The sequence below is a fragment of the Sandaracinus amylolyticus genome, from assembly GCF_000737325.1.
GTDB classification, from domain to species: domain Bacteria; phylum Myxococcota_A; class Polyangia; order Polyangiales; family Sandaracinaceae; genus Sandaracinus; species Sandaracinus amylolyticus.
The window spans coordinates 8,408,710-8,434,910 of record NZ_CP011125.1; the positions used below are offsets into that span (position 1 = coordinate 8,408,710).

General features: G+C 71.9%; 20 protein-coding genes. 9 read left to right on the forward strand and 11 right to left on the reverse strand.

The features are described 5' to 3' along the window. The first annotated feature begins 127 nt into the window (after positions 1–127). Entirely contained in the window at positions 128–1,831 is a 1,704-nt protein-coding gene (locus DB32_RS35495; RefSeq protein ID WP_053237094.1) for a serine/threonine protein kinase, read from the forward strand. Positions 1,832–2,402: 571 nt separating this feature from the next. Then, entirely contained in the window at positions 2,403–4,031 is a 1,629-nt protein-coding gene (locus tag DB32_RS35500) for a CAP domain-containing protein (RefSeq protein WP_053237095.1), read from the forward strand. On the opposite strand, the gene DB32_RS35505 is transcribed toward DB32_RS35500, so the two are convergent. From DB32_RS35505 to DB32_RS35515, 3 genes are all read right to left on the reverse strand, one after another. Continuing rightward, positions 4,032–4,730 carry a hypothetical protein gene (locus DB32_RS35505; protein ID WP_053237096.1) on the reverse strand — a complete coding sequence of 233 codons (699 nt, stop codon included), beginning with the start codon at positions 4,728–4,730 and terminating at the stop codon, positions 4,032–4,034. 66 nt (positions 4,731–4,796) lie between these two features. Then, complete coding sequence (locus tag DB32_RS35510; protein WP_053237097.1) at positions 4,797–6,608, reverse strand: hypothetical protein; 1,812 nt, start codon at positions 6,606–6,608, stop codon at positions 4,797–4,799. A gap of 33 nt (positions 6,609–6,641) precedes the next feature. Further along, positions 6,642–7,199, reverse strand: coding sequence for a hypothetical protein (locus DB32_RS35515; protein ID WP_053237098.1), 558 nt, complete (start codon positions 7,197–7,199; stop codon positions 6,642–6,644). A 130-nt stretch (positions 7,200–7,329) separates the two neighbouring features. On the opposite strand from DB32_RS35515, the gene DB32_RS35520 reads away from it, so the two are divergent. Then, positions 7,330–7,917, forward strand: coding sequence for a hypothetical protein (locus DB32_RS35520; protein ID WP_053237099.1), 588 nt, complete (start codon positions 7,330–7,332; stop codon positions 7,915–7,917). A 226-nt stretch (positions 7,918–8,143) separates the two neighbouring features. Here the strand turns inward: DB32_RS35520 and DB32_RS35525 are convergent, their stop codons facing one another. Beyond that, positions 8,144–8,587, reverse strand: coding sequence for an IPT/TIG domain-containing protein (locus DB32_RS35525; protein WP_169791666.1), 444 nt, complete (start codon positions 8,585–8,587; stop codon positions 8,144–8,146). A 230-nt stretch (positions 8,588–8,817) separates the two neighbouring features. Between DB32_RS35525 and DB32_RS35530 the strand changes: the two genes are divergently transcribed. Then, positions 8,818–11,721 (forward strand): response regulator, encoded by a 2,904-nt coding sequence (locus DB32_RS35530; RefSeq protein ID WP_053237101.1) that lies wholly within the window; start codon positions 8,818–8,820, stop codon positions 11,719–11,721. Positions 11,722–11,788: 67 nt separating this feature from the next. Here DB32_RS35530 and DB32_RS35535 read toward each other — a convergent pair whose 3' ends face one another. Beyond that, a complete protein-coding gene (locus tag DB32_RS35535; RefSeq protein ID WP_053237102.1) occupies positions 11,789–12,832 on the reverse strand; it encodes a catalase family protein in 1,044 nt (347 codons plus the stop codon). Positions 12,833–12,935: 103 nt separating this feature from the next. Here DB32_RS35535 and DB32_RS35540 point away from each other — a divergent pair, with 103 nt between their 5' ends. From DB32_RS35540 to DB32_RS35550, 3 genes are read left to right on the forward strand one after another with little or no spacing between them, the layout of a single operon-like run. Next, a complete protein-coding gene (locus DB32_RS35540; protein WP_053237103.1) occupies positions 12,936–13,757 on the forward strand; it encodes an enoyl-CoA hydratase/isomerase family protein in 822 nt (273 codons plus the stop codon). Positions 13,758–13,762: 5 nt separating this feature from the next. Further along, entirely contained in the window at positions 13,763–14,968 is a 1,206-nt protein-coding gene (locus tag DB32_RS35545; protein WP_053239067.1) for a thiolase family protein, read from the forward strand. Then, positions 14,965–15,990 (forward strand): Gfo/Idh/MocA family protein, encoded by a 1,026-nt coding sequence (locus DB32_RS35550; RefSeq protein ID WP_053237104.1) that lies wholly within the window; start codon positions 14,965–14,967, stop codon positions 15,988–15,990. The genes DB32_RS35545 and DB32_RS35550 overlap by 4 nt, the downstream gene beginning before the upstream one ends. 11 nt (positions 15,991–16,001) lie before the next feature. Here DB32_RS35550 and DB32_RS35555 read toward each other — a convergent pair whose 3' ends face one another. Next, positions 16,002–16,580 carry a GNAT family N-acetyltransferase gene (locus DB32_RS35555; RefSeq protein ID WP_053237105.1) on the reverse strand — a complete coding sequence of 193 codons (579 nt, stop codon included), beginning with the start codon at positions 16,578–16,580 and terminating at the stop codon, positions 16,002–16,004. A gap of 83 nt (positions 16,581–16,663) precedes the next feature. Between DB32_RS35555 and DB32_RS35560 the strand changes: the two genes are divergently transcribed. Next, complete coding sequence (locus tag DB32_RS35560) at positions 16,664–17,368, forward strand: SDR family NAD(P)-dependent oxidoreductase (RefSeq protein ID WP_053237106.1); 705 nt, start codon at positions 16,664–16,666, stop codon at positions 17,366–17,368. 6 nt (positions 17,369–17,374) lie between these two features. On the opposite strand, the gene DB32_RS35565 is transcribed toward DB32_RS35560, so the two are convergent. After that, entirely contained in the window at positions 17,375–17,884 is a 510-nt protein-coding gene (locus DB32_RS35565) for a hypothetical protein (protein WP_053237107.1), read from the reverse strand. A 19-nt stretch (positions 17,885–17,903) separates the two neighbouring features. Next, a complete protein-coding gene (locus DB32_RS35570; protein ID WP_053237108.1) occupies positions 17,904–18,251 on the reverse strand; it encodes a hypothetical protein in 348 nt (115 codons plus the stop codon). Between the two features lie 132 nt (positions 18,252–18,383). Between DB32_RS35570 and acs the strand changes: the two genes are divergently transcribed. Then, positions 18,384–20,339, forward strand: a complete 1,956-nt coding sequence (acs, locus tag DB32_RS35575) for an acetate--CoA ligase (RefSeq protein WP_053237109.1) — start codon at positions 18,384–18,386, stop codon at positions 20,337–20,339. Between the two features lie 929 nt (positions 20,340–21,268). Here acs and DB32_RS35585 read toward each other — a convergent pair. The 3 genes from DB32_RS35585 to DB32_RS35595 form a co-directional block, all read right to left on the reverse strand. After that, on the reverse strand, positions 21,269–22,744 hold the full coding sequence (locus DB32_RS35585; RefSeq protein ID WP_053237111.1) for an SLC13 family permease: 1,476 nt from the start codon (positions 22,742–22,744) through the stop codon (positions 21,269–21,271). A gap of 54 nt (positions 22,745–22,798) precedes the next feature. Beyond that, the gene (locus DB32_RS35590; protein WP_169791667.1) at positions 22,799–24,313 is read right to left on the reverse strand and encodes an RCC1 domain-containing protein; all 1,515 of its coding nucleotides are present in this window, start codon (positions 24,311–24,313) and stop codon (positions 22,799–22,801) included. Between the two features lie 87 nt (positions 24,314–24,400). After that, positions 24,401–26,050, reverse strand: coding sequence for a peptidoglycan recognition protein family protein (locus DB32_RS35595; RefSeq protein WP_053237113.1), 1,650 nt, complete (start codon positions 26,048–26,050; stop codon positions 24,401–24,403). Positions 26,051–26,201: the final 151 nt, after the last annotated feature.

The window sequence follows — 26,201 nt, forward strand, 5'->3', positions numbered from 1 at the left end:
ACTGCCCATCACAAGGGACCCCGCCCGAGCCGGCAGGTCCACGCGTGCCTACGATCCTCCCCATGCGGTCGAGCTTTCCTCCGTCGTTCGCGTCCTCCCTGCGCTCGGCTACACTCGCCGGCACGAGATGAAGCTCTGCACCGCATGCGGCACGCGGTTCAGCGAGCCGGTGGCGTTCTGCCCGCACGACGGCACGCCCACGCAGGAGCTGAACGACGCGCCCCCGCCCGACCCGCTCCTCGGCCGCGTCATCGACGGTCGCTATCGCGTCGAGAAGGCGATCGGCGAAGGCGGGATGGGCATCGTGTACCTCATCTCGCACGCCGTGCTCGGCAAGCGCATGGCGCTGAAGGTCCTGCGCGGCGACATGGCGAAGGACAGCGACGTCGTGCAGCGCTTCATGCAGGAAGCGCAGAGCGCGACGTCGATCGGTCACCCCAACATCATCGACATCAGCGACTTCGGTCGCCTGCCCGACGGCTCCGTCTACTTCGTGATGGAGTTCCTCGACGGCACGTCGCTCACGCACTTCATCGGGACCGGCGGGTCGATCCCGATGCAGACCGCGCTGCACGTCATCCGGCAGATCGCGAGCGCGCTCGACGCGGCGCACGCGCGCGGGATCGTCCACCGCGACATGAAGCCGGACAACGTCTACCTCGTGAAGCAGGGCAAGGACCCGCACTTCGTGAAGGTGCTCGACTTCGGCATCGCGAAGGTGGGCGGCGCCTCGAGCAAGCTGACGAAGACCGGGATGATCTTCGGAACGCCCCACTACATGTCGCCCGAGCAGGCGTCGGGGCAGAGCGTCGACCGGCGCACCGACGTCTACGCGCTCGGCGTGATCATGTACGAGATGTTCACCGGGAAGGTGCCGTTCGACGGCGACACCTTCATGGGGATCCTCTCGAAGCACATGTTCGAGCAGCCGCTGCCGCCCTCGCAGGTGCAGGGCACGAAGGGCCTCGGCGCGGTGGAGGACGTGATCCTCCGGTCGCTCGCGAAGAAGCCGGAAGATCGCTACCAGTCGATGTCCGAGCTGATCGAGGACCTCGACAAGATCGCGGGCGGCGGGCAGGTCCACATCGCGCGGCGCGGCGGGATCGCGCCGCCGGGCAACCTCGCCGACGCGCTCGAGCCGCCGACGCGCACCGAGATGCGCCTCGGTCAGGCGTTCGGCGCGGACGGGATGCCGCCGGCCGAGCCCGACGTCGTGCCGAAGAGCCGGGCGCCGATGATCGCGCTCGCGATCGTCGTGCTGCTCGTCGTCGGCGTGGGCGTCGGCGGCGTGGTGTTCTGGGCGAGCGGGACCGCGGCGACCGCGGGGACGACGACGGGGCCGGCGCCGATCGTGGTGCCGCCGCTGCCGCCGGGCACGACGCCGACGACGCCGGTCACCACGCCGACGCCGACGCCCGCGGTCACGACGACGACCCCGGTGACCACGACCACGCCGACGGCGCCGGTCGTCGCGCCGCGGCCGCGCGTGGTGCAGATCGCGTCCGAGCCGGTCGGCGCCGAGGTGGTGATCGACGGAGCGATCGTCGGGAACACGCCGCTCGAGCTGCCCGCGCCGGAGACCGGCGAGCGCGTCGCGGAAGTGCGGATGCGCGGGTACGAGAGCGCGAGCGTGATGGTCGGCGCGACGAGCCCGGAGACGGTGCGCGTCACGCTGACGCCGGTGCGCGTCGCGAGCGGTGGCGGCACGGGACGCCGTCCGCCGCGCGAGACGACGACCACGACGACCGAAGCGCCGACGCCCACGCCGACCCCGACGCCCACGCCGCGGACGCGGCCGCAGAGCGAAGTCGTCGATCCCTGGGCGCAGTGACCGTTCACGGATGGGGCGTCGCGGCGACGTGACGCCATCCGTGCCGTCCTGACGCGCCCGACCCGACCGACGTTCGATTTTCATCCCTATACGGGGATGGTGATGACCCCGACCCGACGCCGTACGCGCCGTTGTGGCACGGTCATCACCCTCCATGTTCGACGTTCACCGCGATCGAAGACGGTCGAGACCCCGACCCCACGCCGTCGATCGCGCTCCCCCGCGGTGATCACCATCCACCCGCGGAATTCACGCGACCGAGGTTGGGTCGAGACCGCGACCGCGCGCCATCGATCGCGCTCCCCCGCGGTCATCACCCTCTCCCAGCGCGGCCCACCGCGATCCGAGATGGTCACGACCCCGACCCGGCGCCTTCGATCGCGCTCCCCCCACGGCGATCACCCTCTCCGGTCGCGGTCCACGCCGCTCCCCCGCGGTCATCACCCTCCACCACCGCGATCGATCGCGACCGAGGTTGGGTCGCGACCCCGACCCGACGCCGTCGACGCCGCTCCCCCGCGGTCATGCCCCTCGCGTGACACGCACGCCGGCCCCGTGTACGCATCCTGCCGTGCACAAAGCCATCGCCCTGCTCCTCGCCCTCGTCACCGTGATCGGCTGCGGTGGACGCCAGCGCACGCGGCTCGGTCGCGAGCAGACCGACACCGAGATCGCCGCGCCCGCGCCGACCGTCGCGCAGTACGAGACGAACGTGCCCGCGGGCTCGCCCGTCACCGGCGGTGGCGACTCGGCCGCGGTGCAGACCGCGATGACGAACGCGTCGACCGCCGCGTCGATGCCGCTCACCGGCGATCCGCGCCTCGGCACGCTCGCCGAGTGGGTCGCAGATCGGCTCGGACCGAGCGGCGATCCGCCGCCGCCCGAGGTGATCGACTTCCTCGCGTGGAACCTCGGCCTCGTCGAGCCCACGCCGCACGTCATCGTGCTCGGCCTGCCCGATCACGTCTCGATCGCCGAGCACGTGCAGCGCAGCGCGTCGCAGTTCCTCGGGCGACAGACCTACACGCACTGGGGCGCGACCGTGCTGCCGCGCAGCGGCGTGTGGCTCGTGGTGGTCGTGCTCTCGTGGCGGCACCTCTCGCTCGATCCGATCGCGCGCACGCTCCCCGCGGGCTCGCCGATCCGCGTGAACGGCCGGCTCGAAGAGGGCTACGCGAACCCGACGATCGTCGTGCAAGCGCCCGACGGCGAGGTGACGCGTCTGCCCGCGGGCAGCGGTCCCGACTTCGACGTGCGGGTGCCGACGACGACGAACGGCGGCTTCCAGGTCGAGGTGATCGCGCGCGGCCCCCACGGCGAGAGCGTGCTCGCGAACGCGCCGGTCTACGTCGGCACCGAGCCTCCGCGCAGCGTGCGCGTGTCGCCCGCGAGCGAAGAGCCGAGCGGCCCCGCGCCCGACGTCGCGACGCTGCGCGCGCAGCTCCTCGAGCAGCTCAACCGCACGCGCGCCGAGGTCGGCCTACCGCCGCTCCAGGAAGATCCGCGCCTCGACGAGATCGCGCTCGCGCACAGCCAGGACATGCTCGAGCACGACTTCCTCGGGCACGTCTCGCCGCGCACGGGGAGCGCCGCGGATCGCGTGTCGCGCGGCGGCATCCGCAGCGGGCTCGTGCTCGAGAACATCGGGCGCGGCTACTCGGCGAGCGAGATCCACCGCGGCCTGATGGACAGCCCGGGGCACCGCGCGAACCTCGTGAACCCCGACGCGACGCACGTCGGCATCGGCGTCGTGTCCGAGGAGGAGAACGGGCGCGTCGCGTTCCTCGCGACCCAGGTGTTCATCCGCGAGGCGCAGGAGATCGACGTCGCGTCGGCCCCGGCGCGCCTGCTCGAAGAGATCAACCGCGCGCGCGTCGCGCGCGGGGCGCCCGAGATGCGCATGGAGGAGAACCTCCAGCGCGCGGCGCAGGAAGCCGCGCAGGCGTACTTCGCGGAGCCCACGCTCGATCAGCAGTCGACGACCGATCGCGCGACCCAGAACATGCGCCGCTTCGCGATCGCGTTCCGCCGCGTCGGCGCGGTGATGGCGGTGGTGAGCTCGCTGGAGGAAGCGCGCCAGCTCGAGCCCGCGCTCGACGACACGGTGCGCGTCGCGGGCATCGGCGTCGCGCAGGGGGATCGCCCCGATCACCCGCCGAACTCGATCGCGGTGGTGATCCTGCTCGCGTGGGAGCGCTGATCAGCCGCGGCGACGACGGCACGCGAGCGCGGCGGCGGTCACCACGAGCCACGGCCACCACGCCGACGCACGACGCGACACGGGACACGAGCACCCGCCGCCGAGCAAGTGGCTCCCGGCGTCGGGGGCGGATGCTCCTCCGTCCGCCGGCCCCGCGTCGTCTCCGTCGGGCGGGAGCACGCCGGCGTCCTCCGCCGCGGCGTCGTGGGGCCCCGCGTCGATGCCGGCGTCGCACGTGAGCCGGCACGCGCCGGCGCCGTCGCAGAGACCCGAACACCCGCTGCTCGCGCATGCGCTCGCCGCCGCGCGGGGTGCGCAGTGCCCGTCGACGTCTCCGCCCGACGCCGCGCTGCACGCGAGACAGTCGTCGGGATCGCCGCCGCCGCACGCGTCATCGCAGCACACGCCGTCGACGCAGTGAGCGCTCGCGCACTCGTGGTCGGCGTCGCACCGCACGCCCTCGGGCGCCGCGAAGAGCACGCGCGAGCGGGCGCGTTGGTTGCGGTACGGGCTCTCCACGACCCACCGCGCGTACGCGACGACGCAGTCGCCGCTCGGCTGGCAGCCGATCCCACCCGATGGGTACGTCATCGAGACGAGCGGCTGGATCACGAACGGCGCTCCCGGGACGAGCGCGTCGTCCACGTCGAGCCCGTACAGCGCGTGACCGACTCGCTCGGGATGGTCGGTGGTGAGCACGGTCCAGCCGTGACCGCGTGCCGCGATGCCCAGCGCGACCCAGCGGTCGGGCAGCGCTTCGCCTGTTCAAACCGAGAGCACGGCGGCGGCCGTGTCGACGGTCGAGAGGCGCGCCGACCACGCTCCGCCGTCGTGCGATTCCTCGGTCCATAGCGCGACCGTCGCGCCGCGCGCCGCGAGCGCCTCGACGTTGCCGGACACCGTCACTCCGGCGCCATCGCGCCAGCCGAGCTCGCGATCCCAGCGCGCCAGCACCCAACTGCCGCGCCACGACCGGATCGCGGCGAGCGCGCCACTGGGGACCGTGACCAGGAGCAGCTCGCGATCCGACCACTCCGCGCTCGGGACCGGGATCGCGACGGGCGGGAGGTCCGGCTGGGGCGCGTGGCGCATGAGGGAGTCCGACGTGCCCACGACGAAACGCTCGCCGTCCCACGCGATCGACGACCCGAATGGGACCGGGACACCATCTCCGACCGGACGCAGCGATCGGTCGAAGCGGTACAGCGTGTCCATCGCGTCTCGCGACGCGACGAGCGCGACCACGTCGCCGCCGATCGCGAGGCGCGCCCGATACGCGTGCTCGACGGAGGTGCTCGCGGTCACGGCACCATCGCTCGCGAGGCGCACGAGCCTCACGCGCTCCTCGGTGAAGTGATCCTCGGTCTCGCGCCACGCCGCGAAGTGGGCGCCCTCGTCGCTCGCGAGCACGAGGTCGTCGTGCGTCGACGCGCGGAGGTCCTCGTCTCCTTCGAACCGCTCTTCCACGTCGAGCGATCCGGGAGCCACGCGCATCCAGTCGGGCTCCTGCCACTCCCAGGAGCCGAGCACGCGCCCGCGGAGGTGGCCCACCAGCCACCCGGTCCCCGACCACACGGGGAACGGCGCGTGCCACCAGCCGGCGAACGCGCGCAGAGCGAGCGTCGGCGGCGGTAGACGAGGGTCGATCTCCGCGAGCACCAACCCGGCCTCGGTCGCGCCGTAGACGAGGATCGTGTCGCCGCCCGACGCGACCAGCATGTGTCGGGTGGTCGAGGTCCGGGCGGTGGGCGTGCCATCGAGCGCGAGCCACTCGATCTCGCTGTCGTCCCAGCGCCATACCGCATATCCGTAGCGAGACGCGGCGAACGCGCCCGGTGCGACGGCCGACGTCCGGGCGCGCGCGGGGCTCTCGTCGCGGCGGAAGAGCACGGTCCGCCCGCCGATTGCAGCGATGCACTCGACGGGGCCGCACGTCACCCGGTACGGCGCGTCGGGGAGCGGCGCGCGATCCAACACGCCCCCGGTCGCCGGGTCGACGCGAGTCATCGTGATGGCGCCGCTCGCGTCACGAGTCGTGGCGACGTATGCACGGCCGTCGAACCACAGCTCGGCGTACGAGTCGGCGTGCTCGGCGTGCTCGGCGAGCGCGATTCGCTCGCGGGAAGGGCCGCCATCCGGGCCGAGGAGCTGCAGCCAGCGCCGCCATCGCCACGGGCCGTCGCGGCTGACGGTCTCGTAGTACGACACCGCGAATCCGGCGGTGCCCGCCGCTGCGAGCACCCTGCGCTCGAGCCCGAGCTCGGTCGACGCCGCGACCACGCGAGGGGTGCCGGTCGGTGTGCCGTCGTGCCGAAGCGGAAACGCGAGGATCTCGAGCACGGGATACACGTCCTCGAACCCGATCACGACGCACGCGTCGCGCTGATCGCAGAACATCGACGGCTGCGGGTAGCCCGTCATACCGGCCACGTCGGTGCCGTGCAGCGGCGCGAGCTCGCGCTCCTCGCCGACGCGGAGCGCCGCGCCCGCAATGGAGACGGCCGAGGGTGGCTCCGGCGCGCAGCCGAGCGCGATCAAGGAGACCGAGAGCGCGAGGGCCGCGCGGATCCAGCGCATGCGAGGAGCATAGTCCGCCGCGTCGTGGCGCGATCAGTCGGCGCGTCGGTACTCGAGCCGGTACTGCACGGGCGCGGGGAGCAGCGCGCCGCTCATCGTCACGTCGAGCGTGAGGCGCTGACCGTCCGCGCTCGGCGCGAACACGTTCCAGCGACGGCCCTGATCGGTCGAGAAGATCTGCTCGAGGCGACCGCCGCGCACGAGGTGCACGACCTCGACCGTCTCGCCCGCGTAGCCCGGCACCGGCATGCGGCGCGGACGACCGGGCGCGGTCGCGAACGCGTTCGCGCCGAGGCGCACCTCGATGCGCTCGGGCGCCAGGTCGATCGCGACGTCGCGATCGATCGGCGTGCGCGCGCGCAGCTCTCCCTGCGCCATGCCGCGCACGAAAGGGAGCATCCCGTCGATGGCGCGGTCGATCGCCCGCTCGATCGTTCCGCGCGCGTCGGGCTCGCGCGTGGCGAGCGACCACGCGCCGCTGATCGCGTGGTCCACCGCCGCGTCGCCGACGCTCTGACCGCGCGCGCGCGGCGGTGCCGACACGAGGCCGAGCAGCAGGGTCATGGTGATGGCGAGGACGAATCGCTTCATGGGCGCCTCCGGTGACCGGGAGTGCCCGCTCGACGTGGGTTCGTTCACAGGGCGCGCGCAAGGAGCGCAACGTTTCTTCGCGTTGAGCGAGAGCTGGTCGGACGCACGTGACGCGAGAGGAGGCACGGCCATGCGACACGCCGCTGCGATCTCGGTCTCGCTGCTCCTCGCGCTCGGCGCCTTCGCGCTCGCGGCGCCCATCGGTCACACGCAGGAAGGCGCGGAGGGCGAGAGCGCCCAGCCCTCCGGCGACACCAGCATCGCCGAGCGATTGAACGGACGCTGGGCGCTCGTCCACGGCGAAGAGGCCGCGCAGCGCACGGTCGATCAGGCGATCGAGCACACCACCGACGGCATGGTGCCGATCGTGAGCGGCGTGACCGCGAACGAGCTGCGCGAGCGCAACCCGGTCAACGGCGCGTTCACCATCCAGATCTCGCCCGAGCGCATCCGCACCGAGTTCGAGACCGCGACGTTCGACAGCGCGCCGGGCGCGTCGGTGCGCACGAACATCCCCGGCGAGTCGGAGGAGATGCAGCTCGTGCAGGTGCTCCGCGAGGGGCGCCTCGAGCAGATCTTCACGACCGATCGCGGCCGCCGCTGGAGCGTGTTCGTCCCGAGCGCCGACGGTCAGCGGCTGACGATGCAGGTGACGATCACGTCCGGCATCATCCCGCGCCCCCTGCGCTACGAGCTCGAGTACCAGCGCGCGCAGTGAGCGGCGGCCGGTGGCGGCCGCCTGCCGAAGCTCAACCACGGTCGGTTGCGCGCGGCGCCGCGGACCGCGAAACCATTGAGGAAAACCTCAACCCCGGTCGGCCCGACGATGGCGCCCGCCCGACGGCCGCCAGGCGGCCGTCACGCCGGGCAGAGCCAGTGAGCCATCTGCGCGCGCTCGGATGTCGGATCCGAGGATGCGCGCGCGACGACGGCTCGAGGACCGATCAGAAGCGCTCGGCCGGGCGCTCCTGCACGCCCTCGCCGACCTGCTCCATCACGTTGCCGCCCTGATCGTTGTAGGTGAACCCGTTGACGATGCGGAACGCGGGGCCGTCGTCCGCCGCGACCACCACGTCGACCGCGCCGGGATCGTGCGCCGGGCTGGCCACGAGGAGCGTCGTGTCGTCCATGATGGTGACTTGCGGTGCACGCGTGGCGCCGAAGTAGACCGTGTAACCGATGTCCTGGCGGAAGTTCGAGCCGGTGATGCGCACGGGCTGCTCGCCCTGCGTCGCACCCGCGCGCGGCTCGAGGTTCAGCACGGCCAGCTCGCCGCCTTCCGCTCCGCAGCCCGCGGTGATCGCTCCGCCGAGCCCGACGAGGACCCAAACCAGCAGCGACTTCGTGGCTCCGATGCTTCGGAAGATGCAGTGCCCAGTACGCGTCATGACCATCTTCTCCCGCGAGACCGGCGGCCACCTTACGAAAGCGCAGTGCGAGAGGTCAAGCGTTCGCGGCGAACCGTGCGCGAACCAGCCAGAGCCGCCGGGACCCACGCTTGACGTGCGCTCGCGAGGCCCCGCAGACTTCTCCGACTGCGCGCAGCTCTCGCGGGCGAGGGCCCACGTGAGCGTGGCGCGCCGTTCCATCCTCCGACGCTCGTTCTCCAGGTGATTGTGTGGCCCGGAAGAGCCTCCTCCTCGTCGATGCCGATCCGCGCAGCCTTCGCGTCCTCGAGGTCAGCCTCCGGAAGGCCGGCTACAACCTCGCGACCTGCGAGGACGCGCAGGGAGCGCTCGAGACGATCGAGCTCGCGCCGCCCGACCTGATCCTCACCGACACGCGCCTGCCCGGGATGAACGGGTTCGAGCTCGTCGAGCGGATCCACCAGAACTCCGACTGGGCGTCGATCCCGATCATGTTCCTCTCCTCCGACACGTCGGTGGAGAGCAAGGTCCGCGGCCTCCAGCTGGGCGTCGAGGACTACGTCACGAAGCCCATCTACATCAAGGAGATCGTCGCGCGCATCAACCTCGCGCTGCAGCGCAGCGAGCGCGAGTCGGTCGTCGCGCGCCGCACGTCGATCTCGCGCACGCGGTTCACCGGATCGCTGGGCGACATGGGGCTCGTCGACCTGCTCCAGACGATCGACCTCAGCCGCAAGTCGGGCGTGCTGACGCTCGTGCAGGACAACGACTCCGGCACGCGCCGCGGCACGATGGCGTTCCGCGACGGCACGCTGATCGACGCGGAGCTCGGGCCGCTGGTCGGCGAGCGCGCCGTCTACCGCCTGCTGCTGTGGAACGAGGGCGACTTCGAGGTCGACTTTCGCCCGGTCAAGAACGCGCAGCGCATCGACATCCCGACGCAGGGCCTGCTCATGGAGGGCATGCGCCGCGTCGACGAGTGGAGCCGGCTGTGCGAGCAGGTGCCGCCGCTCGACAGCGTGCTCGAGGTCGTCGAGGCCGAGCTCGCGCAGCGCCTCGCCGAGATCCCCGACGAGATCAACGGGATCCTCCGGCTCTTCGACGGCAACCGCTCGCTCGTCGACGTCGTCGACGCGTGCGCCGACGACGACCTCACGACGCTCAGCACGATCTCGAAGCTGTACTTCGAGGGCATCGTGCAGCCGACCGGTCGCACGCGTGTCGCCTCCGATGGAGATGGCGACGAAGAGATCGGTGGCGACGTCGGAGATGTGCACGTTCCGCGCAAGACCGACGTCGAAGGGCTCCTCTCGGGGCCCGATCCCGACGCCGCGGAGCTCGTGCCCGCGCCGGGCACCCCGTCCGTCCTGCCTGCCAAACCGTCGTCGGACCCCGACGATCGTGCAGATCCTGACGTCGAGAGCGTCGATGTGCCTGCACGTGCCGACGGGTCGACCCAAGGTCCGGCCGCGGATCTGCTCGAAACGGCCGCCACCGAGCTTACGAAGGAAGAGGGCACGCCGCCTGCACAGGCCGCGCTCTCCGAAGCCTCGGCGGTCCCCGAAGAACAGGCGGAATCGCCGGCGCCGATGGAATCGCCGAAGGGTCGGGGCGACCTGACCCACGAAGAGCTTGCTGGTTCGCGGATTGACCGCGAAGAGCTTGCTGGTTCGCGGATCGACCGCGAAGTGCCTGTCCGACCCGAGACGCGAGCAGCAGAGGACGACGTCATGGCCAAGAAGAAGAAGCGGAATCGCGGGCAGAGCGAGCGGCCGAGCATGGCGCCTCAGAAGGAGGTCTCGAAGGAGACCTCGGCGCGCGTCGAGGAGAAGGTCGCGCTCGAGTCCCAGCCGCCGGCGGCGGTGAAGGCCGAGGCCGAGGCCGCGCGCGAGGGCAGCTCGAACGTCATCCAGTTCCCGACGCAGGCCAAGCGCACCGTCACGACGACGCAGGTCGCGGTGAACGACGAGGCGGTCTCGGTGTCGGCCGGCGGCGGCGTCGCCCTCGACGACGAGGACGAGTCGATCCCGCCCGCGCGCACGAGCGCGCCCGCGTCCGACACGTCGCAGCTGCGCGCGCGCGACGACGAGGACGACGAGAGCGACGACGAAGACGAGGACGAGGAGCGCGCGAGCGTGCGCCCCGGCCCCGGCGAGGTCGCGAAGGTGAGCGCGCCGAAGAGCGAGGCGCCCGCCGCGAAGAAGAGCGAGCCCGCGCCGCCGCCCGCCGCCGCGCCGAAGAAGGAGAAGCGCGCGAAGAAGACGTCGATGTCGACGTCGGGCGAGATCCGCGCGGTCGCCGCGACCGGCGAGCACGCCGCGGTCGCCGAGGACTTCTTCCGCAAGAAGAACGAAGAGGACGCCGCGAAGGCCCCGGCGGTCGCGGACGACGACTTCGACGATCTCAAGGGGATCGTCACGCCGATGCCCCCGGGCGCGAAGAAGTGGATGTACGCGACGATCGGCGTGGTGATCGCCGGGCTCGCGCTGATCGGCGGCATCGAGATGTATCACGCGGTCGTGATCCCGGAGGAAGCGCCGCTCGGTCAGGGTGGTCCGCTCGAGCTCCCGGGCCCGATCGCGCAGCCGCCGCAGGCGGCCGCGACGCCCGAGCCTGCGCCGGTCGCGGAAGAGGCGCCGGTCGCGGAAGAAGCGCCGGTCGCCGAGGCCGCGCCGGTCGCCGAGGAAGCGCCGGTCGCCGAGGCTACGCCGGTCGCCGAGGCTACGCCGGTCGCCGAAGAAGCGCCGGTCGCCGAGGCTGCGCCGGCCGTCGAGGCTGTGCCCGCGGTCGCGCCGGCCGCCGCGGCGCCTGCGGCGACGGGCGAGACCTACGAGTCGGTGCTCGAGCAGGCCCGCGCCGCGCGTGGTGCGCGCGCGACGCCGCTCTACGAGCGCGCGATCGAGCTGAACCCGAACGGCAGCGAAGCGCTCGCGCAGCTCTCGTACATCATGCTCAACCGCGGCCGCATGGATCAGGCGCGCGACTACGCGCAGCGCGCGTCGACGATCGACCCGACGAGCTCGCTCGCGTGGCTCGTGCTCGGTGCGGCGCTCGACTCGCAGCGCGACCGCGCGGGCGCGCGCGCCGCGTACCAGTCGTGCGTCGATCGCGGCCAGGGCCAGTACGTCCGCGAGTGCCGCGCGATGCTTCGTTGATCACGTCACGACGCGCTCGATGAGACGCCCCGGGCCGGAAGGCTCGGGGCGTTTCGCGTTCCGTCGCTCACCACGCTTCGCTGCCGTCGGGCTCCTTCGCGGCGCTGCGTGCGATGACGCTCTCTCGGTACGCCGCCTTGCGCGCGCGGTTCATGCTGCCGAGCGGGCGCATGTCCTCGCGGGCGTGCCACGGGTCGAACGAGAGCGTGTCGACGTACTCGTGGATCTTCCGCCCGCGCTCGCTGCGCAGGTCCTGCTGCGGGATGCGCAGCGTCGCGACCGTCACGTGCGGCGCGACGTCGTCGGGCCACTCCGCGGAGTGATCCTCGATCGGCGTGCGCGCCTCGTCGACGAAGAACTGCAGGCGCAGGTCGTACACGATCGGACCCTTCGCGAGACGCTCCGCGAGGTCGAGCCCGAGGCCGTCGCGATCCTTCGGCGCGCTCGACGGCGCGACGGGCGCGTGCGGGCGCGCGGAGTAACGCACCGCGTACGGGCCCAGACGGATCGGCGGCGGCGCCCAGAACGTCAGCTCCGCGAGCGAGCCGATCGGCTTCGTCCCCGCGACGAACGCGCGCAGCCATCCCGCGAGCGTGCCGACCCCGTGCTTCCACCCGACGCGCGGCAGCTGCGTGAGCGGCGAGACCGCCGCGAGCGCGACGTCGACGAACTGGTGCGCATCGCGGAACGGCGTCGCGCGCGTCTGGATCAGCAGGAAGTCCTGGGTGCGCGCGTCCTCCATGCCCGGGATCAGCTTGCGCCCGTCGACCCCGACGACCTTCACCGCGAGCCCGCGCACGTCGCCGCGTCGATCGTGCTGGTGCACACCGTTGCCGGGCGAGAACCGCACGTACGCGCGGTACGTGCGCGGCGTCGTGAAGAGCCCGTGGCGCGCGTGCTCCGGCAGATCGCCGAGCACCTCGAGCTCCGCGAGCACCCCCGCGTGCGACTTCGCGTGGAGCGCGCGATCGAGCTTGCCCGCCTTCGCCCGCGCGCGTTGGACCTCGGCGAAGCGCTTCGCGTAGCCCTCGAAGCGTGCTCCTTCGTCCTCGTCGACGAGCTCGCGCCACTCGGTCGATGGTCGATGCGCGATCGCGATCGGTGCGTTCATGATGTGCCCCTCCAGTCGGAGGTCGCATCGTGAAGCCTTTCGTGAGGGCTCGCATCGACTCTTCTCGGACGTCGTGGGAGGGCTTGGGCCACCCATGACTCCGATGAAGAACGGCCTGGTCCGCTACGCGCGAGACGAGCACGGCGTCGCGCGCATCGAGCTCACCAACCCTCCGGCGAACGCGTACTCGTACGAGATGCTGCGCGACCTCGACGACGCGATCCTCGAGGCGCGCTTCGACGAGAAGGCGCACGTCATCCTGCTCACCGGCGCGGGCGAGCCTCCTCCTCCCGGGGCTCCGCCCCGGACCCGCTTCTTCTGCGCGGGCGCGGACATCGCGATGCTCGGGCGCGTCACGACCCGCTTCAAGTACATGTTCTGCCTGCACGCGAACGAGACGATGCTGCGTCTCGAGCACACGCCGAAGCTCGTCATCGCCGCGATCGAAGGGCACTGCGTCGGCGGCGGGATGGAGATCGCGATGAGCGCGGATCTGCGCGTCGCGGCGCGCGGCACCGGCAAGATGGGCCTGCCCGAGGTCGCGCTGGGCGTGCTCCCCGGCACCGGCGGCACCCAGCGTCTGTCGCGCTTGGTCGGCAAGGCGCGCGCGATCGAGCTCATGACCGAGGGCACGCTGATCGACTTCGATCGCGCGCAGACGCTCGGCCTCGTCAACCACGTCTGGGAGAAGGACGGCTTCGTCGATCGCGCGCTCGAGTACGCGCGCGGCTTCTGCCCGCCGAACAAGGCGTCGCTCGCGGTCGGCCACATCAAGCGCGCGGTGCAGACCGGCGCGGAGATGGCGCTCGAGCAGGGCCTCGCGCTCGAGCGCGAGCTGCAGCAGCGCCTCTTCGAGAGCGACGACGCGCGCGAGGGCATCGCGGCGTACAACGAGAAGCGCAAGCCGACGTTCGCGGGAGAATGACGGAGATGGAAGACGCACTGATCCTCGATGGGCTGCGCACGCCGATCGGAAAGCACCGCGGGGCGCTCGCGTCCGTGCGGCCCGACGATCTCGCCGCGCACGTGATCACGCAGCTGCTCGCGCGCAACGACGTCGCGAAGCGCGGCCTCGAAGAGGTGATCTTCGGCGCGACGAACCAGGCGGGCGAGGACAACCGCAACGTCGCGCGCATGGCGTCGCTGCTCGCCGGGCTGCCCGACGAGGTCACCGGCGTGACCGTCAATCGTCTCTGCGGCTCGGGGCTCGAGGCGGTCATCCAGGCCGCGCGCGCGCTGAAGGTCGGCGACGCCGACGTGATCCTCGCGGGCGGTGTCGAGTCGATGACGCGCGCGCCGTACGCGATGGCGAAGGCCGACGAGGCGTTCCCGCGCACGCCGCCGACCGTCTACGACACGTCGCTCGGGTGGCGCTTCCAGAACCCGAAGATGGCGGAGCGCTTCCCGCTGATCTCGATGGGCGAGACCGCGGAGAACGTCGCGGCCGAGCACGAGATCTCGCGCCAGGACCAGGACGCGTTCGCGGTCGAGTCGCACCGCAAGGCGGCGCGCGCGTGGGAGGCGAATCGGTTCGCCGACGAGATCGCGCCGGTGTCGATCCCGTCGGGCAAGAAGGGCGCGCCGGACACGATCGTCGATCGCGACGAGGGCGTGCGTCCCGACTCGAGCGTCGAGGCGCTCGCGAAGCTCAAGCCGGTCTTCAAGAAGGACGGCAGCGTCACCGCGGGCAACTCGTCGCCGCTCAACGACGGCGCGGCCGCGGTGCTGCTCGCGTCGAGCAAGTGGGCGAAGGCGAACGGCGCGAAGCCGCTCGCGCGCGTCGTCGCGAGCGCGGTCGCGGGCGTGCACCCGAACGTGATGGGCATCGGCCCGATCCCCGCGACGCGGAAGGTGCTCGCCAAGGCGGGCCTGCGCGCGGATCAGATCGATCTCGTCGAGCTCAACGAGGCGTTCGCCGCGCAGTCGCTCGCGTGCATCCGCGAGCTCGGCTTCGACCCCGCGAAGGTGAACGTGAACGGCGGCGCGATCGCGCTCGGACATCCGATCGGGTGCAGCGGCGCGCGCATCGTCGTGACGCTCGCGCACGAGATGAAGAAGCGCGGTGCGCGCTACGGCCTCGCGACGCTGTGCATCGGCGTCGGCCAGGGCCTCGCCGTGGTATTGGAGCGCGCGTGAGCGAAACGATTGGCGTCGCGGTCGTCGGCGCGGGCGGCTGGGGCAAGAACCACGTGCGCAACTTCGCGTCGCAGCGCGGCGCGTCGTTGCGCTGGGTCTGCGATCGCAGCGAGGCCGCGCTCGCCCCGGTCACGCGCGCGTGGCCCGACGTGAAGACCACGACGTCGATCGACGACGTGCTCGCCGACGAGGGCGTGCGCGCGATCGTGATCGCGACCGACGCGCCGACGCACCACGACCTCGCGAAGAAGGCGCTCGAGCGCGGCCGCGACGTGCTCGTCGAGAAGCCGCTCACGCTCGGCGCGTCGACGAGCGCGGAGCTCTGCGACCTCGCGGAGCGTGGCCAGCGCATCCTGATGGTCGGGCACCTGCTGCTCTACCATCCGGCGGTCGAGCGCCTGAAGCAGATCGTCGACAGCGGCGAGCTCGGCGAGGTCCTCTACGTCACGTCGCAGCGCACGAACCTCGGCGTGGTGCGTCGCGACGAGAACGCGTGGTGGTCGCTCGCGCCGCACGACCTGAGCGTCGCGGCGTACCTGCTCGGTGCGGAGCCGGAGAGCGTCAGCGCGAGCGGCGGTGTGTTCCTGCAGAAGGAGCGCGGAATCGAGGACGTGGTGTTCGCGACGGTGCGCTATCGCGGCGGGAAGCTCGCGCACGTGCACGTGAGCTGGCTCGATCCCCACAAGACGCGCCGGCTCACCGTGGTCGGCACCAAGAAGATGGCGGTGTTCGACGACGCATCGCCGGACATGAAGCTCACGCTGTTCGACAAGGGCGTGGAGCCGCCGCCGGCCGCGCTGACGTACGAGCAGGGCGTTCGCATCCGCACCGGCGACATCGTGGTGCCCGCGCTCAAGATGGCGGAGCCGCTGGGGCGCGAGACCGAGGCGTTCCTCGAGGCGGTGCGCACGCGCGTCCCGCCGCTCGCGAGCGGCCGCAGCGGTCACGCGGTGGTGCGCGTGCTCGAAGCCGGACAGCGCTCGCTCGCGGAAGCGGGAAGGCGCGTCGACATCGGGCTCTGACCGCGGCGCGCTCAGCGCTTCCAGGTCGTCGAGAGCGCGCAGTAGACCGCTTCGTCGGTGAAGCGGTCGTACTGCTCGTCGTAGTAGCTCTCGCGGAAGTATGCCTCCTGCGCGAAGCCGACCTTCTCGAGCACGCGCGCCGAGCCGCGGTTGTCGGGATCGATGCGGCCCTCGATGCCGTGCAGGCGCAGCACGTCGAACCCGAAGCGCACGATCGCGCGTAGCGCCTCGGGCATCAGGCCGCGGCCCCACTGCTCGGGCGCGAGCTCGTAGCCGACCTCGCCGCGCAGGTGCTTGCGGTCGATGCGCCAGATGCTGCAGCTCCCGATCATCCGCGGATCGCCGCGCAAGGAGAGCACCCAGCGGATGCCCTCGCGCGCGCGGAACGCGTCGTCCGTCATCGTGAGGCGCTCGCGCGCTTGCTCGACCACCGTCGCCGGCGCTCGGCCGAAGTACCGCATGACCTGGGGATCGGAGAGGATGCGGAAGAGGTCGGGCGCGTCGTCGTCGGTCGCCGCGCGCAGCACGAGGCGTTCTGTCTCCAGCACCGGGAAGGACGCGAACGCCGCGTCGAGATCGAGGGAGCGCATCGCTCGTCCTTGCGATGGGCGCGCGCGACGCGCAACGAGCCGCGGACTCCCGATCGCACGCTCGCCGGCTCTACGCTCCTCCCATGACCAAGAGACCGGTGTGCGTGGTGATCGGCGTGGGACCGGGGATCGGCGCGTCGCTCGCGCGGCGCTTCGCGCGCGAGGGATACGCGGTGGCGCTGCTGGCGCGCAGCCTCGAGCACACGCGAGCGCTCGAGGGCGAGCTGCCGGAGTCGCGCGCGTTCGCGTGCGACGCGTCGGACGGAGCGAGCATCGCGAGCGCGTTCGCGCGCATCCGCAGCGAGCTGGGCGAGCCCGAGGTGCTCCTCTACAACGCGGGGTCGGGCGTGTTCGGCACTTTCGAGGACGTGAGCGCGGAGCAGCTCGAGCAAGCGTGGAAGGTGAACACGCTCGGGCTCTTCCACGCGTCGCGCGAAGTGATCGGCGCGATGAAGGCGCGCGGCCGCGGCACGGTCCTCGTCACGGGCGCGACCGCATCGCTCCGCGGTGGCGCGCGCTTCGCGGCGTTCGCCCAGGCGAAGGCAGCGCAGCGCAGCCTCGCGCAGTCGATGGCGCGGACGCTCTGGCCGAGCGGCGTGCACGTCGCGGTCGTGATCGTCGACGGCATGGTCGATCTGCCGCGCACGCGCGCGATGCGGGGCGACCTGCCGCAGGAGGCGTTCCTCGCGCCCGACGACGTCGCGGAGGCGATGTGGACGCTGCATCGCCAGCCGCGCTCGGCGTGGACGTTCGAGCTCGACGTGAGGCCGCACGTCGAGACGTGGTGAGCGCGCTCAGCGTCGCCGCGGTCCTTTCAGGTGCGCGTCGATCACGTGCGGCTCGACGCCGAGCTCCTCTCCGACGCGCGCGAGCACGACACGATGCAGCCGCCCACCGGGAGGGCGCAGGATCGCGCGCAGCGTCTCGTCGTCGAGCGCGCGCGGATCGACGTCGTCCTCGTGCTGACGGGTCGCGACCTCGAGCCACGCGCGCGCCCGCGCCTCGCTGCGCTCGGTCGCGCACGCGAGACGCACCCGCAGCGCGAGGCGCATCCACGCGTGATAGCGCGCGAGCGCGCGCATCCACGGCTCGACCTCGCCGCCCGCGAGCGCGCGATCGAGCGACGCGATGCGCGCGTCGATCTCGTCCATCGGGAGCTCGTCGATCTCGCGCAGCGCGCCCGGGAAGCGCGACGCGAGGGCGCGCATCGCCGGGCGCGGATCGACCGGCGAGCCCGCGTCGTGCTGCTCGCGGAGTCTCTTCATCTCGCGATACTTCTCGCGCAGCGCGTGCAGATCGATCACGGGCTCGCGAGCATAGCGCTCAAGCCGAGCGCGGCGCGTTCACCGCGCGCAGCGCGCCGATCGTCGTCGCGACCAGCCCCGCGCCCACGAGGATCAGCGCGAGCGCGACGTTGTTGAGCGACTCCCCGAGCCCGATCAGCCACACGCGATGATCGGGAGCGCTCGCGATGTAGTTCGAGGACGCGATGAGCCCGGTGACGAACCCGAGCGACCCCGCCGCGAGCGTGAGCAGCGAGCTCGAGACGAGCAGCGGGACGAACCGCGTGTCGGGACGCACCGCGTAGCGGAGCGACGCGGCCACCGCGAGCAGGCCGAAGACGAGCGTGGGGAACATGCCCCAACCACCGAGCCGGAACGCTTCGAGCATGGGATCCTCCTCCTGGTCGGAGGCTCCGACACCACGCGCGCGAGCTCGGTTCCGACGAGCAGCGCGCGGGGTTCCCAGCCTCTCTCGTCCCGTGGAAGACTCCTCGATCCGCATTCGAATGGAGGCCAGGGGATGAGTCAGGCTTCGATCCAGAGCGTCTCGCGCGAGTCGCGCATCTTCGCGCCGCAGGACGAGTTCGCGAGGCAGGCGCGCGTCTCGTCGCGCGAGGGATACGAGGAGCTCTATCGCCGCAGCGTCGACGATCCCGACGCGTTCTGGCTGGAGATCGCGACCGAGGACTTCCACTGGTTCAAGAAGCCGACGCAGGGCCTCGACTGGTCGAACCCGCCGCACGCGAAGTGGTTCGCCGACGGCACCACGAACCTCGCCTACAACTGCCTCGATCGGCACCTCGTGGGATCGCACCGCAACAAGGCGGCGATCATCTTCGAGGGCGAGCCGGGCGACGTGCGCGTGCTGACCTATCAGCAGCTGCACCGCGAGGTCTGCCGCTTCGCGAACGTGCTCGGCAAGCTCGGCGTGAAGCAGGGCGACTGCGTCGCGATCTACATGGGCATGGTGCCCGAGGCCGCGATCGCGATGCTCGCGTGCGCGCGCATCGGCGCGATCCACACCGTGATCTTCGGCGGCTTCGCGGCGGAGGCGGTGCGCGATCGCGTGAACGACGCGAAGGCGAAGCTGATCGTCACGCAGGACGGCGCGTGGCGTCGCGGCAACCTCGTGCCGCTCAAGGAGAACGTCGATCGCGCGATGCGCGAGACGCCCGGCGTGAAGCACACGATCGTGCTCAAGCGCACCGGCAACGAGGTCGCGATGGATCGCGGCCGCGATCTCTGGTGGCACGAGATGGTCGAGACGGTGAGCGCGCAGCATCGCGCCGCCGAGCTCCCGGCGGAGCACCCGCTCTTCATCCTCTACACGTCGGGCACGACGGGGAAGCCGAAGGGCGTGCTGCACACGACCGGCGGCTACATGGTCGGCGCGGCGACCACGAGCAAGTTCGTGTTCGACTTGCGCGAAGACGACACTTACTGGTGCACGGCCGACGTCGGCTGGGTCACGGGCCACAGCTACATCGCGTACGGTCCGCTCGCGAACGGCGCGACGTGCCTGATGTACGAGGGCGCGCCGAACCACCCGGATCCCGGGCGCTTCTGGTCGATCATCGAGCGGCACGGGGTGACGATCCTCTACACGGCGCCGACCGCGATCCGCGCGTTCGTGAAGTGGGGCGACCAGTACCCGATGAAGCACGACCTCTCGTCGCTGCGCCTGCTCGGCACCGTGGGAGAGCCGATCAACCCCGAGGCGTGGATGTGGTACCGCCGCGTGATCGGGAACGAGCGCTGCCCGATCGTCGACACGTGGTGGCAGACCGAGACCGGCGCGATGATGATGACGCCGCTGCCCGGCGCGATCTCGACGAAGCCCGGCTCGTGCACCGTGCCGTTCTTCGGCGTGGTGCCGAAGGTGCTGCGCGAGGACGGCACCGAGGCGGGCCCGAACGAGGGCGGTCTGCTCGTGATCGAGAAGCCGTGGCCCTCGATGATGCGCACGGTCTACGGCGACGATCAGCGCTTCAAGGACACGTACTGGTCGCGCTTCGAGGGGAAGTACTTCACGGGCGACGGCGCGCGGAAGGACGAGGACGGGTTCTTCTGGGTGATGGGGCGCGTCGACGACGTGGTGAACGTCGCGGGGCATCGCCTCGGCACCGCGGAGGTCGAGAGCGCGCTCGTCGCGCACAAGAGCGTCGCGGAGGCCGCGGTCGTCGGGCGTCCCGACGAGCTCAAGGGACAGGGGCTCGTCGCGTTCGTCACGCTCAAGCAGGGCGAGGCGCCGACGAAGGCGCTCAAGGCCGCGCTGCTCGAGCACGTCGCGCAGGAGATCGGCAAGTTCGCGCGACCCGACGAGATCCGCTTCACCGATGGCCTGCCGAAGACGCGCAGCGGCAAGATCATGCGTCGTCTGCTCAAGGAGCTCGCGTCGGGCAACGAGGTGAAGGGCGACATGACGACGCTCGAGGACTTCTCGGTGCTCGCGAAGCTGCGCGCCGACGAGGAGTGACTCGGCAGCAAAAAGTGATATCGATCGGCACCATGTCGGCACCGCAGGACTCCCCCACCCGTAAGAAGCAGAAGGCTCGTCGTCGCAGGAAGCTCGCGAAGTGGCGCGAGAAGCAGGCCGCCGCCAAGGCGACCGGCGCGAAGAGCTGAGCAGTCCGAAATCGGCTCGCCGGCGGAGGGCCCTCCCGTCCGCGCGCTCCGCACGCTCTCGTGCGGGCCCTCCGCCAGCGAGCACTCCCCAGCGGAGCCACCGCACGCACGCCCGGGCGCTCGTTCGAGAGCCCGGGCGTCGTCGTTCCGTCGTAGCCAGCAGTGGCGCGATCTGGATCGCGAGACGCGCGCGCGAAGCTCGACGTCGAGGTGATCTGGGCAGCGTGCGAGCGCTTGCTCGTGGCGCTCCGGTCTCTGCAGCGATCTCGGGCCCGCCGACTGCGGCGTGTTCCGGAGCGACGAGCGCATCCGCGGCTCGGTCATCCCGCAGCGTCGACGCTCCGCGGAGCGCAGCCAGTGCGAGATGTTCGCCGACGACGCGAACTACGCGGGCTACACGCTGCCGTACGTTCGCTATCAGGTGCAGCAGCGGAGCAACCCCACGCTCGCGATGCCGGCCCTGACCCGCACGACGTTGCGCGCGACCCGCAAGACGTTGCGCGCGACCCGCAAGACGTTGCGCGCGACCCGCACGAAGCTGCGCGCGACCCGCACGACGCTGCGCGCGACCCGCACGACGTCGCGCGCGACCCGCACGACGTCGCGCGCGACCCGCAAGACGTCGCGCGCGACCCGCACGACGCTGCGCGCGACCCGCACGACGCTGCGCGCGACCCGCACGACGCTGCGCGCGACCCGCACGACGCTGCGCCCGACCCGCACGACGTTGCGCGCGACCCGCACGACGCTGCGCCACGGCCGCGCCTCTCGCCGTCGCGTCTACACCCATCCCATCAGCGGGCAGATCAGGCGCAACAGCACGAGCACGAGCACCAGGCAGGCGACGTCGAGGAACAACCCGGCGCGCATCATCGACGTCTGGGGGACGCGGCCCGTCGCGTAGACCATCGCGTTCGGGCCCGTCGCGATCGGCAGCATGAACCCGACGCTCGCGCCGACGCCGACCGCGAGCGCCGGGGGGATCGGCGAGACACCGAGCTGCTGCGCGATCGCGATCACGAGCGGCACGAGGATGTTCGCGGCCGCGGTGTTCGACGCGACCTCGCTGAGCACCACCGTCGCGAAGCACGCGATCGCGCTGAGCGTCCACACGTCGGTCGCGCCCGTCGCCTCGACGACCCATCGACCGATCGACGCGGCGAGCCCGGTGCGCTCGAGCTGCGTGCCGAGCGAGATGCCGCCGCCGAAGAGGAGGATCACGCCCCAGTCGATGCGCACCGCGACGCTCCACGGCAGCACCGGCGGGACCTCGCCCTCGTCGTTCTTCTTCGCGGGATCGGGCACCAGGAAGAGCGGCAGGCACGCGAGCACCGCGACCGCGCCGGGGTGCATCGCGTCGTTCATCGCCTCGGCGAACGACGCGCCCGCGACCTCGGCGATCGCCGGCGCGGTCCAGCCGATCACCGCGAGCACGAACGCGAGCGCGGTGACCTTCTCACCGCGCGTCCACGCGCGCGCCATCGGCTGCACCGAGACCGGTGCGCTCGATGCCCCGCCGCGACGCAGCGTGATCGCGGCCGCGACGAAGGAGAGCACGAGCGCCGCGGGCACGCCGAGCGCCATCCACTCGAGGAAGCCGATGCGCACGCCGGCGTTCTCGAGCAGGCGCGTGGTGATCAGGTTCGGAGGCGTGCCGATCAGCGTGCCGAGCCCCGCGGTCGAGCACACGTACGCGAGCGCGAGCAGCGGGCCGGTCGCGGGATCCTTCTCGCGGCGGCTCTCGGGTCGCTCGAGGCCGGGCAGGCCGAGCAGGATCGGCAGCATCATCGCGCAGGTCGCGGTGTTGCTGATCCACATCGAGACGATCACCGCCGCGGCGACGAGCGCGGCCTGGGTGCGCCACGCCGATCCGCGCACGAAGGGCAGCGCGACCACCGCGTTCGCGAAGCGGCGATCGAGCCCGTGTCGCTGCATCGCCTCGGCGAGCATGAACCCGCCGACGAACAGGAAGAGCAGCGGATCGGCGTAGTAGCGGAACGCGGTGCCGGCGTCGGTGATCTGCAGCGCGACGAGCGCGGGGCCGATCATGAGCGCGGTCACCGCGACCGAGACGACCTCGGTGACCCACGCGATCAGCACCGCGGCGAACAGCGCGACGAGTCGATGCGCGGCGGGCTCGAGCGGCAGTGGCGCGAGCCAGAGCGCGACGAACGAGAGCGGCGCGAGGAACGCGCCGGTGATCATGCGCGCGTTGCCCGGCGCGCCCTCGGCGGCGTCCTTCGTGTCCCCGCTCACGATGACGCTGTGTGTCGCCCGAGCGCGCGGCGACGTCAACCGCGCGCTCGTCGATCACGCGCCGCCGGCCGGGCTCCTGCGCGCGCGACCGGGCTCGCCGGTCTCGCTCGACGTCTCGCGCGCGAGCTGCGCCTCGACGTTGCGGCCCCAGCACCACGTCTCGCCGTCGTAGGTCCGGGCGCACGCGTGATCGCGACCGCTCGCGACGGAGAACGACGCGGGCATGGCCTCGACGGGGCTCGGCGCGCCCTGCGCGACCGGCGTCGCGCCCCAGCACCACACGCGATCGTCCGAGAGCAGCGCGCACGAGTGAGCGCGTCCGACGTCGATCGCGAACGCCGCGAACGGCAGCGCGACGGTCCCGCCTGCCTGGCCCGCGTCGTTCGCGCCCCAGCACGTCACCACGCCGTCGGTGACGATCGCGCACGCGTGCGATCCGCCGACGGCGATCGACTCCGCGCCCTCGATGCCCGGGACCTCGAGCGGCGTGGTGCGGCACGTCGTCGCAGTGCCGTCGATCGTGCAGCTCGTCGTCCCCTCGGGCGCGTCGCCGAGCAGCTCGGCGCGGCCCCAGCACGACACGCGTCCGTCGGCGCGCAGCGCGCACGTCGCGTGATCGCCCGCGTCGAGATCGACGACGTCCTCGAGGCCCGCGACGACGACCGGCGTCGCGCTGCACGGCGCCCCCGCCTCGCACGCCGCGTGATCGGTCGCGTCGCCGAGCTGTCCCGCGTCGTCGCTCCCCCAGCACTCGATCGCGCCCGACGCGCGACGCACGCACGCGTGGTGCGCGCCCACGGCGATCTCGTCGATCACCGACGCGTCCTCGGTCGGCGCCGCGATCGCGATCATCGGCGCGTCGACGCTGCCCGCTATCGCCGTCTGCCCGCGGTCGCCGCGGCCCCAGCAGCGCACCTCGCTCGTGTCCATCACGACGCACGCGTGCTGCGCGCCGACGCCCAGCATCATCGCCGGCTCGTCGAGCACGATCGGCAGCAGGAGCCCGCGCAGGCCGCCCTCTTCGGGCTCGGTCGGTCCGTCGCCGAGCATCCCGTCGGCGTCGCTGCCGGCGCAGTCGACGTCGCCCGAGACGCGCAGCGCGCACGTGGTGATCGCGCTGGGCGCGATCGCGAGATCGTCGTCGCACACGTCGAAGTCGCAGACGCCCGAGCCGCAGTACGCGAGATCCTCGCAGTAGATGCGCGAGACCGCGGGGTCCTCGCACGTGCCCGCGACGCACTCGGTCCCACCACACGTCGCCGAGCTCGTGCACGACGCGACGCACGCTCCGTTCGTGCACGCCGTGTCGTCGGGGCACGCGCCCTCGGTGCACTCGTTCTCCTCGGGGAGCCGGCAGCCGCGCGCGCCGTCGTCGCCCTCGAGGCACGCGGAGCCGATCGGACAGTCACCGTACCCCGTGCACTCCTCGCGACACGCGCCGAGCACACAGAGCAGTCCGTCCGCGCACTGCTCCGACGTCTCGCAGCCTCCGCCTTCGCCGGGCGGGTCGTCGTCGCCGCCACACGCGACCAGCGCGATCACGAGCACTGAGATGATCGATGTCCTCATGGTCTCCATCACGAGCGCGCGTGCGCCATCCACGGCGGCGTGCCCTGCCATGAATGGCGCGCGCGAGCGATCCCTTCGCGATGTCGCTCAACGAAGCGTGAACGTGCGGCGCTCGGTCCTCACCACGCGGCCGCTGCCGTCGAGCATGCGGATCTCGAAGGGCCGGGTGCGCAGGCCGAGGAACTGGTAGCGCACCGCGAGGCGCGTGCTGCGGGTGTCGCCGCTCACGCTGTCGCGCAGGAGGTAGCCGTCGTCGACGCGGACCTCGATGCTGCGCACGCCGCTCGGCGCGCGCTCGACGCTGAACTCGTACGTCGCGTGGCCGGTCTGCCGGATCGCGACCGCCGTCGCCGGCACCGGCTCGATCAGGCCGTAGGCGCGCGCGACGATCGCGCCGCTCGAGTTGTAGCCGCGCGCCTCGAAGCGGCGGTTGCGGGTCTCGCTGCTGAAGCGATAGCGGATCCGCAGATCGCTGCTCGCGCTGCGACGCACGGTGCCGATGCGCCAGCCGTCGACGTAGTAGTCGACGCGCACGACCGCGGCGGGCGCGCTCGAGGTGAACGTGTACGTGCGATCCGAGCCGCGCGACCAGCGCACCGCGACCGTCGACGGCGTCGCGAGCGGAGGCGGACGCGTGTCGCCGCCGGACGAGCCACCACCGCCCGAGCGCGCGAGCGAGCGGATCGTGTCGAGCCGCGCGAGCAGCTGCGAGCCCGGGCACGACGTGCTCTGCCCGCTGTGCTGGCGATGACCGAGCACGTTCCGCGAGGAGACCGAGATGCCGTAGATGCGCGAGAGCTTGTGGATGAGACGGCCCGCGGCGCGCACCGCCGCGTCGCTCGGGGTGCGCGAGCCGTAGCTGCGCGGGCACACGCCGTCGAAGCAGCCGACGAACGCGATGCCGATGTTGCCGCTGTTGTGACCGCCGACGTGCGCGCCGAGCTGCTCGAGCGGGCGCCCCTCGTAGATCGTGCCGTCGCCGCCGATCAGGAAGTGGTACCCGATGTCGCACCAGCCGTTGCTGTCCATGTGGTAGCGCTGGAAGCCGCGCACCATCGCCGCGACGTTGCCGGTCTGCGGCGAGACGGTGTGGTGGATCGCGAAGCGATAACGACGACCGTCGCGACCGCTGCAGCGACCACGACGCGCGCCCCACTGCGCGCGCGAGCGGACGCCGATGCTCGCGAGATCGCTGCGCAGATCCTCGGTCGTGAGACCGACCGCGGGCTCCTCGCCGGTGAGCGCGGGCGCCTCGTCCTCGGGGCCGAGCTCGTCGTCGGGCGCGACGTTCGCGTCGACGGGGACCACCGCGTTGAACGCGATGCTCGCGATCGCGTCGACGAGCGCGGCCTCGATGCGCACCTGCACCGCGGTCGCGCCGCCCGGGAGATCGGCGGTGCCGACGTGCACGCCCTCTTCGCTCCACGTGTTCTGGATCGCGACCCACTCGCCCTCGCCGCGCGCCTCGAGCTCGGGCATCTCGGCCGCGACGTCGATCGTCGAGAGCATTACGCCGACGCGCGTCGCGCCGAGCGGCGCCTCGAGCTGCGGCGAGACGTAGTGATCGCCCTCGAGCGACCACGTCTCCATGATCTCGTCGTGCCCGAACGCGAGCTCGGGGTAGTCGTCGGCGGACTCCTCGTCGTGCGCGGCTGGCTGCTCGCACGCGGTCGTGGCGAAGAGCAGAGAGCAGACGAGGGCGAGCCCGCGCAGCGCGCGAGAGAAGGAACGGTCCATGACGCCTCCTGGCGAGCGGGTCGCGCGTCCCGAGCGAGCCGCTTTCCGGCGTGTGCTTTTGCACCCGTCGTGCCGCTCCGAATGAGGTGTAGGTGCGCGTCGCCACTGGGTTTTCGGGTCCGCACGACCGCGACCATCCGGCACGATCTCG

What these genes read in the sequence shown, in the direction of transcription:
- DB32_RS35495 (WP_053237094.1), top strand. Translation starts at nt 128, where the DNA reads ATGAAGCTCTGCACCGCATGCGGCACGCGGTTCAGCGAGCCGGTGGCG.
- DB32_RS35510 (WP_053237097.1), bottom strand. Translation starts at nt 6,608, where the DNA reads ATGCGCTGGATCCGCGCGGCCCTCGCGCTCTCGGTCTCCTTGATCGCG.
- DB32_RS35515 (WP_053237098.1), bottom strand. Translation starts at nt 7,199, where the DNA reads ATGAAGCGATTCGTCCTCGCCATCACCATGACCCTGCTGCTCGGCCTC.
- DB32_RS35520 (WP_053237099.1), top strand. Translation starts at nt 7,330, where the DNA reads ATGCGACACGCCGCTGCGATCTCGGTCTCGCTGCTCCTCGCGCTCGGC.
- DB32_RS35525 (WP_169791666.1), bottom strand. Translation starts at nt 8,587, where the DNA reads ATGACGCGTACTGGGCACTGCATCTTCCGAAGCATCGGAGCCACGAAG.
- DB32_RS35535 (WP_053237102.1), bottom strand. Translation starts at nt 12,832, where the DNA reads ATGAACGCACCGATCGCGATCGCGCATCGACCATCGACCGAGTGGCGC.
- DB32_RS35540 (WP_053237103.1), top strand. Translation starts at nt 12,936, where the DNA reads ATGAAGAACGGCCTGGTCCGCTACGCGCGAGACGAGCACGGCGTCGCG.
- DB32_RS35545 (WP_053239067.1), top strand. Translation starts at nt 13,763, where the DNA reads ATGGAAGACGCACTGATCCTCGATGGGCTGCGCACGCCGATCGGAAAG.
- DB32_RS35555 (WP_053237105.1), bottom strand. Translation starts at nt 16,580, where the DNA reads ATGCGCTCCCTCGATCTCGACGCGGCGTTCGCGTCCTTCCCGGTGCTG.
- DB32_RS35560 (WP_053237106.1), top strand. Translation starts at nt 16,664, where the DNA reads ATGACCAAGAGACCGGTGTGCGTGGTGATCGGCGTGGGACCGGGGATC.
- DB32_RS35570 (WP_053237108.1), bottom strand. Translation starts at nt 18,251, where the DNA reads ATGCTCGAAGCGTTCCGGCTCGGTGGTTGGGGCATGTTCCCCACGCTC.
- acs (WP_053237109.1), top strand. Translation starts at nt 18,384, where the DNA reads ATGAGTCAGGCTTCGATCCAGAGCGTCTCGCGCGAGTCGCGCATCTTC.
- DB32_RS35590 (WP_169791667.1), bottom strand. Translation starts at nt 24,313, where the DNA reads ATGAGGACATCGATCATCTCAGTGCTCGTGATCGCGCTGGTCGCGTGT.
- DB32_RS35595 (WP_053237113.1), bottom strand. Translation starts at nt 26,050, where the DNA reads ATGGACCGTTCCTTCTCTCGCGCGCTGCGCGGGCTCGCCCTCGTCTGC.